The organism is Candidatus Pelagibacter sp. PS_10_02, assembly GCF_059418005.1.
Window position 1 is genome coordinate 1,192,353 of record NZ_CM182076.1, and the last position, 15,847, is coordinate 1,208,199.

Annotated in this window: 15 protein-coding genes; 14 read left to right on the forward strand and 1 reads right to left on the reverse strand. The window is 28.5% G+C overall.

Annotation, left to right across the window (positions count from 1 at the left end; genetic code table 11):
* Positions 1–34: 34 nt before the first annotated feature.
* From murJ to AC5SL1_RS06555, 4 genes are read left to right on the forward strand one after another with little or no spacing between them, the layout of a single operon-like run.
* The gene (murJ, locus tag AC5SL1_RS06540) at positions 35–1,561 is read left to right on the forward strand and encodes a murein biosynthesis integral membrane protein MurJ (protein WP_494599583.1); all 1,527 of its coding nucleotides are present in this window, start codon (positions 35–37) and stop codon (positions 1,559–1,561) included.
* A gap of 1 nt (position 1,562) precedes the next feature.
* Entirely contained in the window at positions 1,563–2,564 is a 1,002-nt protein-coding gene (gene trpS / locus AC5SL1_RS06545) for a tryptophan--tRNA ligase (protein ID WP_494599585.1), read from the forward strand.
* Positions 2,565–2,616: 52 nt separating this feature from the next.
* Positions 2,617–3,159: a NifU family protein gene (locus AC5SL1_RS06550; RefSeq protein ID WP_494599587.1), complete on the forward strand. Its 543-nt coding sequence runs from the start codon at positions 2,617–2,619 to the stop codon at positions 3,157–3,159.
* A gap of 2 nt (positions 3,160–3,161) precedes the next feature.
* The gene (locus AC5SL1_RS06555; protein WP_494599589.1) at positions 3,162–4,283 is read left to right on the forward strand and encodes a glucosaminidase domain-containing protein; all 1,122 of its coding nucleotides are present in this window, start codon (positions 3,162–3,164) and stop codon (positions 4,281–4,283) included.
* On the opposite strand, the gene AC5SL1_RS06560 is transcribed toward AC5SL1_RS06555, so the two are convergent.
* Positions 4,280–5,269, reverse strand: a complete 990-nt coding sequence (locus AC5SL1_RS06560; RefSeq protein ID WP_494599591.1) for a polysaccharide deacetylase family protein — start codon at positions 5,267–5,269, stop codon at positions 4,280–4,282. The two genes, AC5SL1_RS06555 and AC5SL1_RS06560, sit on opposite strands and share 4 nt — an antisense overlap.
* Positions 5,270–5,285: 16 nt before the next feature.
* On the opposite strand from AC5SL1_RS06560, the gene AC5SL1_RS06565 reads away from it, so the two are divergent.
* From AC5SL1_RS06565 to rbfA, 10 genes are all read left to right on the forward strand, one after another.
* Positions 5,286–5,672, forward strand: a complete 387-nt coding sequence (locus tag AC5SL1_RS06565; protein ID WP_494579858.1) for a peptidase M22 — start codon at positions 5,286–5,288, stop codon at positions 5,670–5,672.
* Between the two features lie 8 nt (positions 5,673–5,680).
* Positions 5,681–6,091 carry a Fur family transcriptional regulator gene (locus AC5SL1_RS06570; RefSeq protein ID WP_494579860.1) on the forward strand — a complete coding sequence of 137 codons (411 nt, stop codon included), beginning with the start codon at positions 5,681–5,683 and terminating at the stop codon, positions 6,089–6,091.
* Between the two features lie 4 nt (positions 6,092–6,095).
* Positions 6,096–7,430, forward strand: coding sequence for a tRNA (N6-isopentenyl adenosine(37)-C2)-methylthiotransferase MiaB (gene miaB / locus AC5SL1_RS06575; protein ID WP_494599593.1), 1,335 nt, complete (start codon positions 6,096–6,098; stop codon positions 7,428–7,430).
* A 7-nt stretch (positions 7,431–7,437) separates the two neighbouring features.
* Positions 7,438–8,439: a PhoH family protein gene (locus tag AC5SL1_RS06580; RefSeq protein ID WP_494599595.1), complete on the forward strand. Its 1,002-nt coding sequence runs from the start codon at positions 7,438–7,440 to the stop codon at positions 8,437–8,439.
* Positions 8,432–8,902: an rRNA maturation RNase YbeY gene (ybeY, locus tag AC5SL1_RS06585; protein ID WP_494599597.1), complete on the forward strand. Its 471-nt coding sequence runs from the start codon at positions 8,432–8,434 to the stop codon at positions 8,900–8,902. Before AC5SL1_RS06580 ends, ybeY begins: the two co-directional genes overlap by 8 nt.
* Positions 8,886–10,439 carry an apolipoprotein N-acyltransferase gene (lnt, locus tag AC5SL1_RS06590; protein WP_494599599.1) on the forward strand — a complete coding sequence of 518 codons (1,554 nt, stop codon included), beginning with the start codon at positions 8,886–8,888 and terminating at the stop codon, positions 10,437–10,439. Before ybeY ends, lnt begins: the two co-directional genes overlap by 17 nt.
* Positions 10,432–11,601: a methionine adenosyltransferase gene (gene metK, locus AC5SL1_RS06595; RefSeq protein WP_494599601.1), complete on the forward strand. Its 1,170-nt coding sequence runs from the start codon at positions 10,432–10,434 to the stop codon at positions 11,599–11,601. Before lnt ends, metK begins: the two co-directional genes overlap by 8 nt.
* A gap of 97 nt (positions 11,602–11,698) precedes the next feature.
* Positions 11,699–13,252, forward strand: a complete 1,554-nt coding sequence (gene nusA / locus AC5SL1_RS06600) for a transcription termination factor NusA (RefSeq protein WP_494573160.1) — start codon at positions 11,699–11,701, stop codon at positions 13,250–13,252.
* Positions 13,253–13,262: 10 nt separating this feature from the next.
* The gene (gene infB / locus AC5SL1_RS06605; RefSeq protein WP_494599603.1) at positions 13,263–15,476 is read left to right on the forward strand and encodes a translation initiation factor IF-2; all 2,214 of its coding nucleotides are present in this window, start codon (positions 13,263–13,265) and stop codon (positions 15,474–15,476) included.
* On the forward strand, positions 15,476–15,844 hold the full coding sequence (rbfA, locus tag AC5SL1_RS06610) for a 30S ribosome-binding factor RbfA (RefSeq protein ID WP_494573162.1): 369 nt from the start codon (positions 15,476–15,478) through the stop codon (positions 15,842–15,844). The genes infB and rbfA overlap by 1 nt, the downstream gene beginning before the upstream one ends.
* The last annotated feature ends 3 nt before the right edge of the window (positions 15,845–15,847 follow it).

The following is a 15,847-nucleotide window of genomic DNA, read 5'->3' on the forward strand; positions in this document are numbered from 1 at the left end:
TACAATTGAAGCGAATTTAAGACTAATATGATTTATGAATCTTCTCAAGTCAACAGGTACGTTTAGTTTTTTTACAATAATTAGTAGATTATTGGGTTATTTAAGAGATATTTTAATAGCAATTTTTCTTGGAACAGGATTGCTAGCTGATGCGTTTTTTGTTGCATTTAGAATTCCAAATACTTTTAGAAGATTATTCTCCGAAGGAACATTTAATGCTGCGTTTGTCCCAAGCTATTCCTCTTTATTAAATAATAAAAAAAAATCACAAGCTTTTGCTAATAGTATTTTTAACTTATTAATTTTAGGATTGTTTTTTTTAGTTCTTCTTATTGAAATTTTAATGCCAGTATTCGTCTTTCTAATAGCACCTGGTTTTGAGGGTGATCTTAAGAAAATGGAAATAGCCGTAACCCTAACAAGAATTACATTTCCTTTTCTTTTATTTATTAGTTTGGCATCTTTTTTTTCTGCTATTTTAAACTCACATAATAAATTTGCTGTAGCATCAGCTGCACCAATTATTTTAAACATACTTTTAATTAGTGTTTTATTTTTGGGTAAAATTTTAGATGATCAATTGGTGTATTATTTATCTTATGCGGTGACAATCTCAGGTGTTTTGCAGCTTATTTTTTTATATTTTTATGTAAAAAAATATTTTTCACCTATAGTAAATTTTTCAATCAAGATTGATAAAAAAATAAAAAATTTCTTTAAAAAATTATTACCAAGTATTTTTTCATCTGGTGTTACCCAAATAAATATTTTAGTTGGAACAATTATTGCCTCATTTCAAACTAGTGCAGTTTCTTATCTTTATTATGCAGATAGAGTTTATCAAATAAATTTAGCAATTGCTGGAATTGCAATTGGTACAGTTATTTTGCCCCAATTATCTAAGTATGTTCAAAATCAAAATAAAGATAAAATGAATTTAATTCAAAATAAAGCTTTAGAATTAAGTTTGTTTTTAAGTATCCCTGCTGCAATTGCACTGTTAATTGCTTCAGAAGAAATTATATCGTCATTATTTGGTTATGGATCTTTTAATGAATTAAGTGTTAAAAATTCAGCCAAAGCTCTATTTTATTTTGCTTTTGGCTTACCTGCATTTTCATTGATTAAAGTTTTTTCTGCTTTTTTTTTCGCAAGACATAATACAAGATTACCTTTTTATATTTCTCTAATCTCAGTTTTATTAAATATATTTATAAGTGTTATTTTTTTTAAAGAAATAGGATTTATTATTTTACCTATAGCAACTACAATATCATCTTGGTTTAATGCAATTTGTTTATTTATTTTTTTAAAAAAAGATAATTTGTTTAAATTTAATTTAGTTTTCATTGATAGATTTATCAAAATTATAGTAGCCTCTATTTTAATGGGTATTTTTTTTAATTTTTTGATTAATTTTTTTAATGAACAATTAATGTATTCCGAAAATTTTAAAGCAATATATTTAATCTCAATAGTAATTGCTGGATTTACATTCTATATTTTTATAGCACTTTTAATCAAAGCTTTTAAAAAAAGTGATATTAATCTAAACTATTAACATGAGTAAAAAAATTTTTTCAGGTGTTCAACCTACTGGTAATCTTCATTTGGGAAACTATCTTGGTGCTATAAAAAATTTTGTAGAGCTTCAAAATGACAAGGGAAATCATTGCATTTTTTGTGTTGTAGATCTTCATGCAATCACAGTTAAGCAAGACCCTAAGGAATTAAAAAATAATATAAGAGAGACAGCTGCTACATTTATTGCAAGCGGTATCAATCCAGATAACAATATTATCTTTAACCAATCAATGGTGTCAGCACATTCACAAGCTGCTTGGATTTTAAGTTGTGTTTCAAGAATTGGCTGGCTTAATAGAATGACTCAATTTAAAGAAAAGGCTGGAAAAGATAAAGAAAAAGCTAGTATTGGTCTTTATTCATATCCTGTTTTGATGGCTGCTGATATTTTGCTTTATGATGCAACACATGTGCCAGTAGGAGACGATCAAAAACAACACCTAGAACTTTGCAGAGATATTGCACAAAAATTTAATAATGATTTTAATGCACCTGAATTCTTAAAAGTGCCAGAGCCATTGATACAAAAACAATTTTCTAGAATAATGAGTTTAAAAGATGGGTTAAAAAAAATGAGCAAATCAGATCCTTCAGATCTTAGTAGAATTAATCTTACTGACAGTAAAGATGAAATAGTTAATAAGATTAAAAAAGCAAAAACTGACCCATTGCCATTACCAAAAAATATTGATGAGTTGGTTGAGCGACCTGAAGCAGAAAATTTATTGGGTATTTACTCTAGCTTGAAAAATCAAAGTTTACAGAATTCAATAGATGAATTTTCAGGAAAAAATTTTTCTGAATTTAAGATAGAATTATCAGATGTTTTAGTTGAAAAAATTGAACCTATTGCAAAAAAAATAAAAGAATTATTAAATGATGAAAAATATTTAGATACAATTCTGTTAGAGGGGTCTAAAAAAGCAGATATAGTTGCGTCAAAAAAAATTAAGGAAATAAAAGAATTGGTTGGTTTTTAAACAAATATATTAATTAGTTTAAATTTCATAATTTATCATTATATATAGAATAATGTTTATCCAAACCGAATCAACACCAAATCCAAATTCTTTAAAGTTTCTTCCTGGTAAAACGGTATCCAATAATGGATCTTTTGAAGTTACTAAAAAAGAAGAGACTGATAACGAGTTAGTTCGAAACTTGTTATCTGTTAACGGTGTGTCAGGTGTTTTTTTAGGTGCAGATTTTTTGTCAATTAATAAAAAAGAAGAAACAAGCTGGGATGATATTAAACATATAGCAATTTCTTTGATTAATGATTTCTACTCTACAGGCAAAGAGTTTGTCATTGCGAATGAATTATTCGGAGGTGAAAAAGAAAAACATAGTGAAATAGAAAAACAAATTATAAGTATTTTAGAGTCTAAAATTAGACCAGCTGTTGCTAAAGATGGTGGAGATATTAAATTTAAAGAATTTAAGGATGGTGTTGTCAAAGTAGAATTACAAGGTAGTTGTTCTGGATGTCCAAGCTCAACAATGACACTTAAACAAGGAGTGCAAAATCTTTTGTGCCATTATCTCCCTGAGGTAAAAGAGGTAGTAGCTATATAGTTATGAGAAATAAACAATTTTCACTATTAGAGATAAAAAGATTTTTAAAAAAAAAAGGACTTATAATAAGAAAGAATATTAAAAAAAAAAAATCTATTACCTTAGATACCCTATCAAAAACTTTTTTATCTAGTTTAATTATAATCTCATTTTTCTTTGTTTTGCCTCTTGCCATTGATCTTACAAATAAAAAAATATTGTTTTCTAAAAACTATGAGAATACTTCCAAAAATAAATTGAATAAACTACTAGAAAACCAAGATCCAAAACTAAATGATGACTTAGATAAAAAATCTTTATTTGAAGACATTTTCACATTTGATCAACAGCCAAAAGATAAAGATGGTGTGAGATTAAGCGCATCTACAATTGAAGAGTTATTTAAATCAACAAATTATAATTTAGAAGATGTAAGAAAAAATAAATTAGTAAAACCGATTACTTTAACATTATTACCGGCAGAGATTACTAAAATAGAAAATGCTAAAAAAAGAAAAGATTTATTTATCCAAATTATTTTACCATTAGTCATTGAAGAAAATAATAATATTAAATCTGACCGTAATAAACTTTTTACTATTCTAAATAAAAATAAAAATACTAAAGCAGAACAAAATTGGCTGAACTCAAAATTTAAACAATATGGAGTTGTTAATAAAGATTTATCAACACTTAAAATAAGAATGGACGAAGTACCAGTCTCAATGGCAATCGCTCAAGCCGCAAAAGAAACTGGGTGGGGAACATCTAGATTTGCACAAGAAGGAAATGCATTATTTGGTCAGTGGACGTGGTCTGGTGATGGAATAAAACCCTCTGATGCTGATAATGATAGCACACACAAAGTTATGAGATTTAACGTGTTACAGGCATCAGTTAAAGCTTATCAAAGAAATTTAAATACCCATTCATCTTATAGAGATTTTAGAAGTGCTAGAGCAGAACTAAGAGATAATGGTGAGGAGCTAGATAGTATTATTCTTTCAGAACATCTTGATGAATATGCAGAGACTGGAAAAGAGTATGTAAAAATTTTACAACAAATTATTAGACAAAATAAATTAACAGATTTTGATGATGCAAAGTTAATGCCATCAAGTATTGAACTTAATAGTTTAATTTAATTTTGTTCAACTGAAAATTGAACTCCAAACCATCGCCATAATCCTTCATCATTAAGAGAACAATTAATTCTTCCCCTTCTAAACAAAAATTTTTCCCTAAAATTTATTCGTAATTTATTTTCATTAAAATTTATATTGGACTGCTTCCATTCATTACCCTCATCAGAAAAACAATTAATATTATTTATATTTTTTTGTTCATCAAAAAATTCTACATAAAATTCAGGAGGATTATTATCTGTTACGTATTTATCTTCAGGATATAAATTTTTATATTGAAGTGGATACAGATTTACTAAAAATTTAAATCGATCTAAATCACCATATTTTTCATTAATAGGAAATCGTGGAAGTTCAAAGGGGTCTTTATTATAATCAATCACCCCTGAATGTTGTCCAAAAGCATATTTAAAATTTTTAGAAATATATTCTTTAATTTCTAGACTATATTCACCGAAGGGATAAGAAAAGAAAATAGGATTATATCCTAAATTTTTATTAAATATGGAAGTAGAAGAATTAATATCTTTCATAAAATCTTCTTTGTTAAAATCTACTAAGTAATCATGAGAATGGGCATGATTTCCAATATAGGCAAAAGGCTCTTGTTCTAATTCTTTTATTTGTTCCCAAGTCATATAACCATATTTTCCAATCGATTGGGTTGATACAAATAATATGAATGGGATTTTTTCTTGCTTTAAATAAGGCCAAGCAACCTTGTAAAAAGAAGTGAAAGCATCATCAATGGTTAAAAGAATTTTTTTCTCTTTTTTAATTGTTGAAAAGTTATTTTCTAAATTTTTGGGATCATAGAATTTAAGGTTTGATTGCCTAATTATTGAAATATGTTCCTTAAATATATCCATTTGAATATTTGTAGATGGATATTTATTTTCATCAAATCGGTGATACATAAGAGAAAGTATACCCATGTCAGGAGAATAATATTTGATATTATTTTCATCTGCTTTACAACTAAACATTAATAACATTGTTATAATGAATAATTTAATTGTAGATGCTGCTAGAGATAAAATTTTTTTAACACTCATAGTTAGTAAAAATATTTATACTTGTAGTCATGAAAATAGTAAAATTAATTTTGAAAAATTAATGATTTTAATTAATGAATTTTTGAATAATAACAAAATCTCTCTAGATAAAGTAAGCACAATATATGTAAATAGAGGTCCAGGAAGTTTTGCAGGTATTAGAAACTCATTAGCAACAATTAAAGCTTTGCATTTAACTAAAAAAATTAACTATTATTGTTTTAGTTTTGAAGATTTTAAGGTTAAAGATGAAATTAGATATGAAGATGTCCCCAGTTTATGCGAACAATTTCAAATTAAAAAGAATTTGATTAATCCTATTTATTTAAGTTAAAATTAATAATGTCACAAAATATTGAGCAAAAATGCATAGCAAAAGGTGTTAAGTTAACAGATCAAAGAAAGATAATTGCAAAAGTGATGTCAGAGGCAAAAGACCACCCTGATGTAGATGAGTTATATAATAGGGTTACGAAAATTGATGCAAAAATTAGTATTGCCACAGTTTATAGAACTGTAAAACTTTTTGAAGAGTCAGGAATATTAGCTAAACATGAGTTTAAGGGAGGAAAGGCAAGATATGAGGAATTAAATGAGGGACATCATGATCACTTAATTGATGTTAAATCTGGAGAGATTATAGAATTTGTGGATGAAGAAATCGAAAAACTACAAGAAAAAATTGCAGCTAAATATGGATATAAACTTGTGGATCATAAATTAGAATTATATGGGGTTAAAAAAAAATCCTAGTTGAATGTTGAAAAAAATTTTTATCAAAACCTTTGGCTGTCAAATGAATGAATACGATTCTAATCGTATTTTTGATACAGTCAAAGAAATTGGATTTGAAAAAACTGACAAGTATGAAGATGCAAATTGTTATTTATTAAATACTTGCCATATTAGAGATAAGGCTAAAGAAAAAGTTTATCATGAAATAGGTAGGGTTAAAAAAATTTTTAGATCAAAGCCAAAACCAATTGTTATTGTAGCAGGATGTGTTGCTCAGGCTGAAAATCAAGAAATGTTAAAAAGAGAGCCCTATATAGATATTGTTATAGGACCTCAATCATATCATAAAATTAATGAGGCTATATTAAAACATTCGAAGAATAAAAAGAAAGAGGAAGAAACCGAATTTGATACAATTTCAAAATTTAATTATTTAAGTAAAATTAAAAATAAAGATAGTAGAGTATCTTCATTTTTAACTATTCAAGAAGGCTGTGATAAGTTCTGTCATTTTTGTGTAGTTCCTTATACGCGTGGCCCTGAATACTCTAGACCATTCAAACAAATCATCGATGAAGCAAAAGAATTAATCGAGTCAGGTGCAAAAGAAATTATTTTGTTAGGTCAAAATGTTAATGCTTATAAATTTCAAGATAATAATAGAGAATATAAATTATCAGACTTATTGTTAGAGCTTAATGGTTTTGATCAAATTGAAAGGGTTAGATATACAACCTCTCATCCTAAAGATATGACAGAGGATTTAATTAATGTGTATAAAAAAAGCTCTAAATTAATGCCACTAGTTCACCTACCTGTACAAAGTGGATCTAATAAAATTTTAAAATCAATGAATAGAAAACATACTATTGAGGAGTATTTAAAAGTTTATGAAAGTTTAAAAGAGATAAATCCTAATGTGGAATTCTCAAGTGATTTCATCATTGGATATCCAGGGGAAGATGAAGATGATTTTAATAAAACTATGGAATTAATTGAAAAAATTGGCTTCATAAATTCATATTCTTTTATTTTTAGTGCCAGACCTGGAACAGTAGCTGCAGATCTTACCCAAGTTAATGCGGTAAAATCCAAAGAAAGATTAGAAATTATTCAAAAGAGGTTATTTGAAAATCAAATTAAAAAAAATAAATCTCTTGAAAATAAAATTTTAAATGTTCTAGTGGAAAATATAATGAAAGATGGAATTAAGCTATTTGGCAGAACAGAGTATATGACATCAGTAATTTTTGATGGTGATATAGACAATATTGGAAAAATTGTACAAGTTGAAATAACAAGCAGTAATCAAAATAGTCTTTTTGGAAAATTAGTAGAAAGTTCTAAAAAAAGGTAGCTTAAAATTGCATAATACAAATTCTAAAAAAATTAACTCAACATTAAAATTTGTGTATTCAGACAACAATTCCTTAAGCGTTATATTTCATGATAATGATTTATTGATGGGTATAGTGGGAGAATTCAATGCAAATTTAAAGGAATTAGAAAAAATTACTAATACAAGTTTATATTCAAGAGGGAATTCAATTATTATCAAGTCTACTCCAGAACAAAATGAGATAACCAAAAACGCTATCCAATTTTTAGCAAATCAATTTATTAGCAATGGAAGTATTGAAAAAAAAGATATAATTTCATCCATAGATAAATTTATGATTGAAGAAAAAGTAAAAAACCAGAACGTTTCAGATATAATTAAGACACCTAAAAAATCAGTCATCCCAAGATCAGAAAGACAGAAAGAATATGTTAGAGCTTTAAGACAGAGTGACATTACCATTTCAGCAGGACCAGCTGGAACAGGAAAAACATTTCTAGCAGTAGCAGTGGGTTTAACAATGTTGCTTGATAAAAAAATTGAGAGAATTATTTTATCAAGACCTGCGGTAGAGGCTGGAGAGCGCCTAGGATTTTTGCCAGGTGACATGAAAGAAAAAGTAGATCCTTATTTACGACCTTTATATGACTCACTATATGACCTCTTTGATTTTGAAAAAATTCAAAGAATGATTGAAATTGGAGATATTGAAATTGCACCACTCGCATTCATGAGAGGAAGAACCTTAAAAAATTCTTTTGCAATTTTAGATGAAGCACAAAACGCAACAGATACTCAAATTAAAATGTTTTTAACTCGTATTGGAGAAAACTCTAAAATTGTTATTAATGGTGACCCTTCTCAGATTGATTTACCACATAAAAACATGTCTGGATTGAATAGGTCAAAAAAATTATTGGGACATATTAAGGAAATATCCGTTGTAGATTTTGATCATTCTGATGTAGTTAGGCATCCCCTTGTATCTAAGATTGTTAAGGCTTACTCAGACCAAGAAAATGATTAGTGTTGGTGTTGTTTCTGAGAACAATCTTTGGAATAAAAAGATAAAAAAAAAAGATATTTTTTTTAATAAATTAGTTAAATTTTTTCCAAAAAAATATAGGTTTATTGGAAAAAAGATAAGTCTGAGTATTCTTTTGTCAGACAATAAAAGAATTAAAAAGCTTAACAAAAGTTTCAGAAATAAAGATAAACCAACAGATGTTTTATCCTTTCCCTTTGAGAAAAAACTCAATTTAAAAAAGAATACTTATCTTGGAGACATAGTGATCAGTTATGAATTTATGAATAAACCAAAAAATTTAACTAGTCTGGATTTTAAAAATAAAGTTATAAAAATATTCATTCATGGGTTTCTTCATCTTTTGGGTCATAATCATGTAAAATTAAAAGATTTTAAAAAGATGAGCAAAGAAGAAGAAAAAATTTATAAATTAGTTAAAAGCAAAAATGAAAAATTTGCTTAAAAAAGATTTTTTAAATGCAATTTACATTGTCTTTTTAGGAGTTATCAGTTCTTATAGCTTACCACCTTATAATTATTTTCTAATTAACTTTTTTACTTTTTCTTTATTTTTTATTTTTCTTTACAATAAAAGAGAAAAAAATTTAGAGAATAAGTCTTTCTTTAAATATGGATGGTTTTTTGGATTTGGATATTTTTTATCAAGTTTGTACTGGATATCAATTTCATTAACTTTTGATGAAAGTTTTAAATTTCTAATTCCTCTAGCTATAATTTTATTACCAACTTTTTTAGCTATATTTTATGGAATAATTACTTATTTATTTTCAATTTTTTACTCAAAGAATTTAATTAGCTCTTTTCTTATTTTTTCAATTTTATTTGGCATTATAGAATTTATAAGGGGCTTGATATTTACTGGATTTCCCTGGAATTTAGTTTCGTATAGTTTTTCTGAAAATATTTATTTTATTCAAATAATTTCTTTAATTGGCACTTATTCTTTTAATCTATTTTGCATCTCTCTCTTTTCTTTGCCGGCTGTTTTTATATTAAGAAAAAATAGAATACAGATTATATTTTGTTTTTTCTTTATCTTAATTTCATCTACTTTTTTAATTTTTGGTAATTTTAAAATTAATCAATTTAATTCACTTAAAAATATAAAAAATTCCTATGTGATTAGAGCTGTATCACCCAACATTAGTTTAGGAAGATTTTATTCTAATCAAGATGAGATAAAAATAATTAATGAATTGATAACGCTTAGTGCTCCCGAAAAAAAAATACCTACAATTTTTTTATGGCCAGAAGGAATTATTCCAGACAGCTATGTAAGCGAAATGGATATCTATCAGGACTTGTTTATAAATAATTTTTCATCAGATGATTTAATTATTATGGGATTGAATAGCATTGAAAACTCTAATAGTGAAAATTTATTTTTTAATTCAATGGCAGTATTTGATCATAAAATGCAATTACAGGAGAACTATAACAAAATTAATTTAGTTCCATTTGGTGAGTTTATTCCGTTTAAGAATATTTTAGGATTAATAGGCCTTAAAACGGTTACAAACAATTATCAATCTTTCTCAAGTGGTAAAAATAGAGCCCCTTTTAATATTGATAAAGATAAAATTAAAGTGAGTTTACTGCCACTCATTTGCTATGAAATAATCTATTCAGGTAAAATATCTAAAGAAGATAATTATAATTATATAATTAATATTTCAGAAGATGGGTGGTTTGGAAGATCCATAGGCCCTAAACAACATTTCTCACATAGTATCTTTAGATCGATTGAGAGCGGAAAATATATAATTAGATCTGCAAACAACGGTATCACTGCAATAGTTAATCCTATAGGAATTATTGAGCAAAAAGTAGAATTTGGGTCTACTGGTTATGTTGATTTTACTGAAAGTAAAATTATCAAATCAACTCTATTTATGAAATATGGTAATAAAATATTTTTTATCATTATTTTAATATATATTTTTTTAATTTTTTCATTTAATAAACTTGAACATGAGTAATTTAAAAAACTTTTTATTTACCAGTGAATCTGTGTCAGAGGGTCATCCGGATAAAGTTTCAGATCGTATTTCAGATATGGTGGTAGATAGCTACCTTGTTGGTGATCCATTTTCTAGAGTGGCCTGTGAAACATTAACAACTACAAACAAAGTTGTCCTTGCAGGAGAAGTCCGAGGACCAGAGATAAAAAAAGAAGATCTTTATCAAAAAGTAAGAGATTGTATTAAAGATATTGGATACGACCAAGATGGTTTTACTTGGAGAGAAGCTACAAAAATTGAAAGCCATCTTCATTCTCAATCAGCTGATATTGCTATGGGTGTAGACTCCTCAGGAAATAAAGATGAGGGAGCTGGAGATCAAGGAATAATGTTTGGTTATGCTTGTAATGAAACTGAAGAATTAATGCCGGCACCAATTCATTATTCTCATAAAATCTTAAGACTTATGGCTGAAGATAGAAAATCTGGAAAATTAAAAAATATAGAGCCAGATTCAAAAAGCCAAGTTACTTTTGAATATGTTGATGGAAGACCAACAAAAATAAAATCAGTTGTAATTTCTACACAGCATTCTGCAGACGTAGATCAAGCTAAAGTTAGAGAATTATTAAGACCTTATTTATTAAAATCAATTCCAGAAAATTTTTTAAAAGATTTTAATGAAGAAGAGTTTTATGTAAATCCCACAGGAAATTTTGTAATTGGAGGGCCAGATGGAGACTGTGGTTTAACAGGTAGAAAAATTATTGTGGACACTTATGGTGGGGCAGCGCCTCATGGGGGAGGAGCTTTTTCGGGAAAAGATCCAACTAAAGTAGATAGATCTGCTGCTTATGCTGCAAGATATATTGCTAAAAATATTGTTGCTTCAAAAATTTCAGAGAAATGTTTAATTCAATTAGCTTATGCAATTGGGGTTTCAAAACCGTTATCTATTTATGTCGATTTATTTGATAATGATTTAGAAAAAAATAAATTTGTAACAGAAGAGATTTCAAAGAATTTTGATTTGAGCCCGAGAGGAATAAGAGAGATGTTAAATTTGAATAAACCAATTTATGAAAAAACAGCAGCTTATGGTCATTTTGGCAGAGTGCCAGAGACAGACGGTTCATTTTCATGGGAAAAAACAGATAAAAAGAGTGTTTTTTCTAAATAGTTACTATTGAATTAAAAAAAATTCTTTATATATTGCCTTTACATTATTGAAATTACAGAATGGGCTTTAGCCCATTTTTTTTTGGAACTATTAAAATATGTTAAATAGAAGATCAGATAAATTAGAATTATTAAGAATAGCTGAAGCTGTGGCTTTAGAAAAATCTATCGATAAAGAGTTGATTATAGATTCTATGGAAACTGGAATTGCTAAAGCAGCCAAATCTAAATTTGGACAAGACAATGAAATCAAAGTTTTAATTGACAGAGAAAGTGGTGACATTGGTATATTTAGAAAATTAGTTATTGTTGAAAAACCAGAGAACACAAATACAGAAATTAATCTTCAAGACGCAATCATTTTAAATGAAGAAAACAAAGATAAAAAAGTTGGTGATGAAATTTTACAACCATTGCCCTCTTTTGACTTTGGAAGAATTGCAGCTCAGACAGCAAAACAAGTTATTAGCTTTAATGTAAGAGAAGCGGAGCGTGAAAGACAATACAATGACTTTATAGATAAAAAAGATACAATTTTGAGTGGAATTGTTAAACGTTTAGAATTTGGAAATGTAATAGTTGATTTGGGAAGAACTGAAGCAATTATTCAAAAAAATGAAATGATCCCAAGAGAAAACATTAAAGCAGGTGATAGAATTAAGGCTTACTGCTATGATGTAAAAAGAGAAACAAGAGGACAGCAAATATTTTTATCAAGAGCTCATCCTAAATTTATGGAAAAACTTTTTGTTCAAGAGGTTCCAGAAATCTATGACGGTTTAATTGAGATTAAGTCATCAGCAAGAGATCCAGGAAGTAGAGCAAAAATTTGTGTTAAAGCAGTTGATACTTCATTAGACCCAGTAGGAGCTTGTGTTGGAATGAGAGGATCAAGAGTTCAAGCAGTTGTTAATGAATTGCAAGGAGAAAAAATTGATATTGTGAATTGGTCTGAAGATCCAGCAATTATAGTTTCTAACGCTCTATCTCCCGCAGAAGTTCAAAGAGTTAATGTTGACAGTGTTGCAAAAAAATTAGATGTGATTTTAACTGAAGAAAATTTAAGTAAAGCAATTGGTCGTAGAGGTCAAAACGTAAGACTTGCTACTAAATTATTAAATTATGAAATTAATATAATGACTGATGCTGAAGACTCAGAAAGACGACAGTTAGAATTCAAAGAGAAAACTGAAAACTTTGTTAAAAACTTAGAGCTAGATGAAACCCTAGGACAATTACTTGTCGCTGAAGGTTTTTCTTCAATTTCAGATATTAAAGATAGCACACCAGAAAGTTTAATAAAAATTGAAGGTATTGAAGAAGATACAGCTAAAGCTTTAATCGAAAGAGCTAAAGAATTTTATCAAAAAGATCAGGAAGATATTACTAAAAGAATTAAAGATTTAGGATTGCAAGATGATCTTATAAATCACAAAGGTTTAACTCCTGGAATGTTAGTTACTTTAGGTGAGCAGAAAATTTTAAAATTAGAAGATTTTGCAGATCTAGCATCTGATGAATTAACAGGCGGTTATGATGTTGTTAAAGGTGAAAGAATAAAAATTCAAGGGTATCTTGAAGACTTTGCTTTATCAAAAGTGGAAGCTGATGAATTGATCATGTCTGCAAGAAATATAGTTTATAAAGATTGAGTAATGAAATATGGACAACAAAAAAACAAAATTAACACTTTCTGGCATAGCCAAGAAATCAATAAAAAATATAGAGTTAGCAAAAACTCAGAGTAAGAACTCTGTTGTAATTGAAAAAAAGCCAAGCAAATTTGCTCCAAAAGGTAGTTTCAGTAGACCAGCAAGTGTTAGATCAACGCCTGCTGCAAGTCCTAAAGGATCTTTTGTGCCAAGAAACACTCTGTCACCTAAACCATCTTCACCCATAACTAATGATTATGAAAAACGTAAATTAGCTGAACAAAGAGCAACTAGAAGACTCAAGGGAGAATCTGGAGAAAAAGGAAAGTCAGAGGGGAAAAAAAGAGAATTAAAATTAACTGTTTCAAGAGCACTAAGTGATCAAATTGAAGCTAGAACAAGAAGTTTAGCTTCTCTTAAAAGAGCAAAATTAAAAGAAAACAGAGAGCTTACTAAAGAAGAGATCCAAGAAAATTTAAAACCAGTTAAGAGAGATGTAAATATTCCAGAGGCAATTACAGTTAGAGAGCTTGCAAATAGAATGGCAGAGCAATCAAGCAATGTAATTAAATTTTTATTTGGAATGGGAGTAACTGTTACGATCAACCAAACACTAGCAGCTGATACGGCAGAGTACTTGGTAAAAGAGTTTGGCCATAACCCTATAAGAGAAACTAAAGCAGAAGAAATTATTCAAAAAATAAAAGAGTCTAGATCTGAAAATTTAAAAAATAGACCTCCGATTGTAACTGTGATGGGACATGTTGATCATGGTAAAACCTCTGTATTAGATGTTTTAAGAAGTGCAAACGTTGTATCAGGAGAATTTGGAGGGATAACGCAACATATTGGGGCTTATCAAATAGAACATGAATCAAATAAAATAACTTTTATTGACACCCCAGGCCATGCTGCTTTTACAGAGATGAGAGCCAGAGGATCAAAATTAACAGATGTTGTGGTATTGGTAGTTGCAGCAGATGATGGAGTTAAACCACAAACAATTGAATCAATTAAACACGCAAAAGCCGCTAAAGTTCCAATTGTTGTTGCAATAAATAAATGTGATTTACCAGATGCTGACCCACAAAAAATTAAAAATCAACTTTTAGAGTATGAGTTAATTGCAGAAGATTTATCTGGTGACACACTAATGGTTGAGATTTCTGCTAAAACTAAAAAGAACTTAGATAAGTTAGTAGAGTCTATAGTTCTTCAAGCTGAGATTTTAGATTTAAAAACAGATTATGAATCTAAAGCAACTGGTATTGTTTTAGAGTCAAAAATTGATACAGGTCGAGGAGCTGTAGCAACAGTAATCGTTACATCAGGCACAATTAAAAAAGGTGATTTTTTTGTTAGTGGATTGAAGTGGGGTAAAGTTAGGGCATTAATTAACGACAAAGGTCAAAATATTGATGAAGCACCACCATCGTCTCCAGTGGAGATTTTAGGAATTAATGGTGCAGCAAAATCAGGTGATGATTTTATTGTTTTTGATACAGAAAAAGAAGCAAAAACTTTAAGTGCTAATAGAGCAGAAGAAAATAAAACTGGTGGTAACCCTCTAGCTTTTGCAACACAAGACTCAGCATTTACAGATAAATCTGCAACTGAATTAAATATTATTATCAAATCTGATGTTCATGGATCTTCCGAGGCAATAAAAAATGCCATCAGTCAAATTACTCATGATGAAGTTAAACCTAAAATAATTTTATCAGATATTGGAATGGTAACAGAAACCGATGTGACTTTAGCGAAAGCATCAAACGCAGCTTTAATTGCATTTAATGTTAAGCCAAGTAAGGAAGCAAAAAAATTAGCAGAGAATGAAAAAATAAAAATTTCTTCATACAATATTATTTATGAAGTTTTGGATTATATTAAATCAAGAATGTCGGGCTTACTTGCTCCAGATATTCAAGAAACAATTAGTGGTACAGCTCAAATTTTAGAAATCTTTAAAGTATCAGGAACAGGAAAAGTTGCTGGATCTAAAGTGACAGAGGGTGAGATCGCAAGTGGCGCTAATGCAAGAGTAATTAGAGATGGCGCAATTATCTATACTGGTAAAATAAGCACTATTTTTAGAGAAAAAGATCAGGCGAAACAGGTGAGCAATGGTCAGGAATGTGGAATTACTCTTAAAGACTTTATAGACTTTCAAAAAAACGATATAATTGAGGCTTATAGCACGACATCAACGGAGAGAACGGTATAATGGCGGACAGAATAGGAAAACCGGTATCACAGAGACAATTGCGTGTTGGAGAGATGATTAAGCAATCTTTAGGTATGATTTTTGCAAGAAATGAAGCTAAGGTGCCGAATTTAGAAACTAATACTGTAACTGTTACAGAAGTAAAAATGAGTCAAGATCTAAAAATTGCAAAAGCTTATGTTTTGCCTCTAGGGGGAAAAGATACAGAAAAAGTTATTAAAAAATTAAGAGAATATTCTTTTTTAATTAGAAAAGTTTTATCTCAAAAAGTTATTATGAAATACATACCAAAAATACTTTTTGCAAAGGATGACTCTTTTGAATACGCAGAAAAAATAGAAAACTTAATAAAACAAACAAACAAATAGGAA

Bases quoted from the DNA above. Each gene is read 5' to 3' on its own strand.
- murJ (WP_494599583.1), top strand. From the start codon at position 35: ATGAATCTTCTCAAGTCAACAGGTACGTTTAGTTTTTTTACAATAATT.
- trpS (WP_494599585.1), top strand. From the start codon at position 1,563: ATGAGTAAAAAAATTTTTTCAGGTGTTCAACCTACTGGTAATCTTCAT.
- AC5SL1_RS06550 (WP_494599587.1), top strand. From the start codon at position 2,617: ATGTTTATCCAAACCGAATCAACACCAAATCCAAATTCTTTAAAGTTT.
- AC5SL1_RS06555 (WP_494599589.1), top strand. From the start codon at position 3,162: ATGAGAAATAAACAATTTTCACTATTAGAGATAAAAAGATTTTTAAAA.
- AC5SL1_RS06560 (WP_494599591.1), bottom strand. From the start codon at position 5,269: ATGTTTAGTTGTAAAGCAGATGAAAATAATATCAAATATTATTCTCCT.
- AC5SL1_RS06565 (WP_494579858.1), top strand. From the start codon at position 5,286: ATGAATAATTTAATTGTAGATGCTGCTAGAGATAAAATTTTTTTAACA.
- AC5SL1_RS06570 (WP_494579860.1), top strand. From the start codon at position 5,681: ATGTCACAAAATATTGAGCAAAAATGCATAGCAAAAGGTGTTAAGTTA.
- miaB (WP_494599593.1), top strand. From the start codon at position 6,096: ATGTTGAAAAAAATTTTTATCAAAACCTTTGGCTGTCAAATGAATGAA.
- ybeY (WP_494599597.1), top strand. From the start codon at position 8,432: ATGATTAGTGTTGGTGTTGTTTCTGAGAACAATCTTTGGAATAAAAAG.
- lnt (WP_494599599.1), top strand. From the start codon at position 8,886: ATGAAAAATTTGCTTAAAAAAGATTTTTTAAATGCAATTTACATTGTC.
- metK (WP_494599601.1), top strand. From the start codon at position 10,432: ATGAGTAATTTAAAAAACTTTTTATTTACCAGTGAATCTGTGTCAGAG.
- nusA (WP_494573160.1), top strand. From the start codon at position 11,699: ATGTTAAATAGAAGATCAGATAAATTAGAATTATTAAGAATAGCTGAA.
- infB (WP_494599603.1), top strand. From the start codon at position 13,263: ATGGACAACAAAAAAACAAAATTAACACTTTCTGGCATAGCCAAGAAA.
- rbfA (WP_494573162.1), top strand. From the start codon at position 15,476: ATGGCGGACAGAATAGGAAAACCGGTATCACAGAGACAATTGCGTGTT.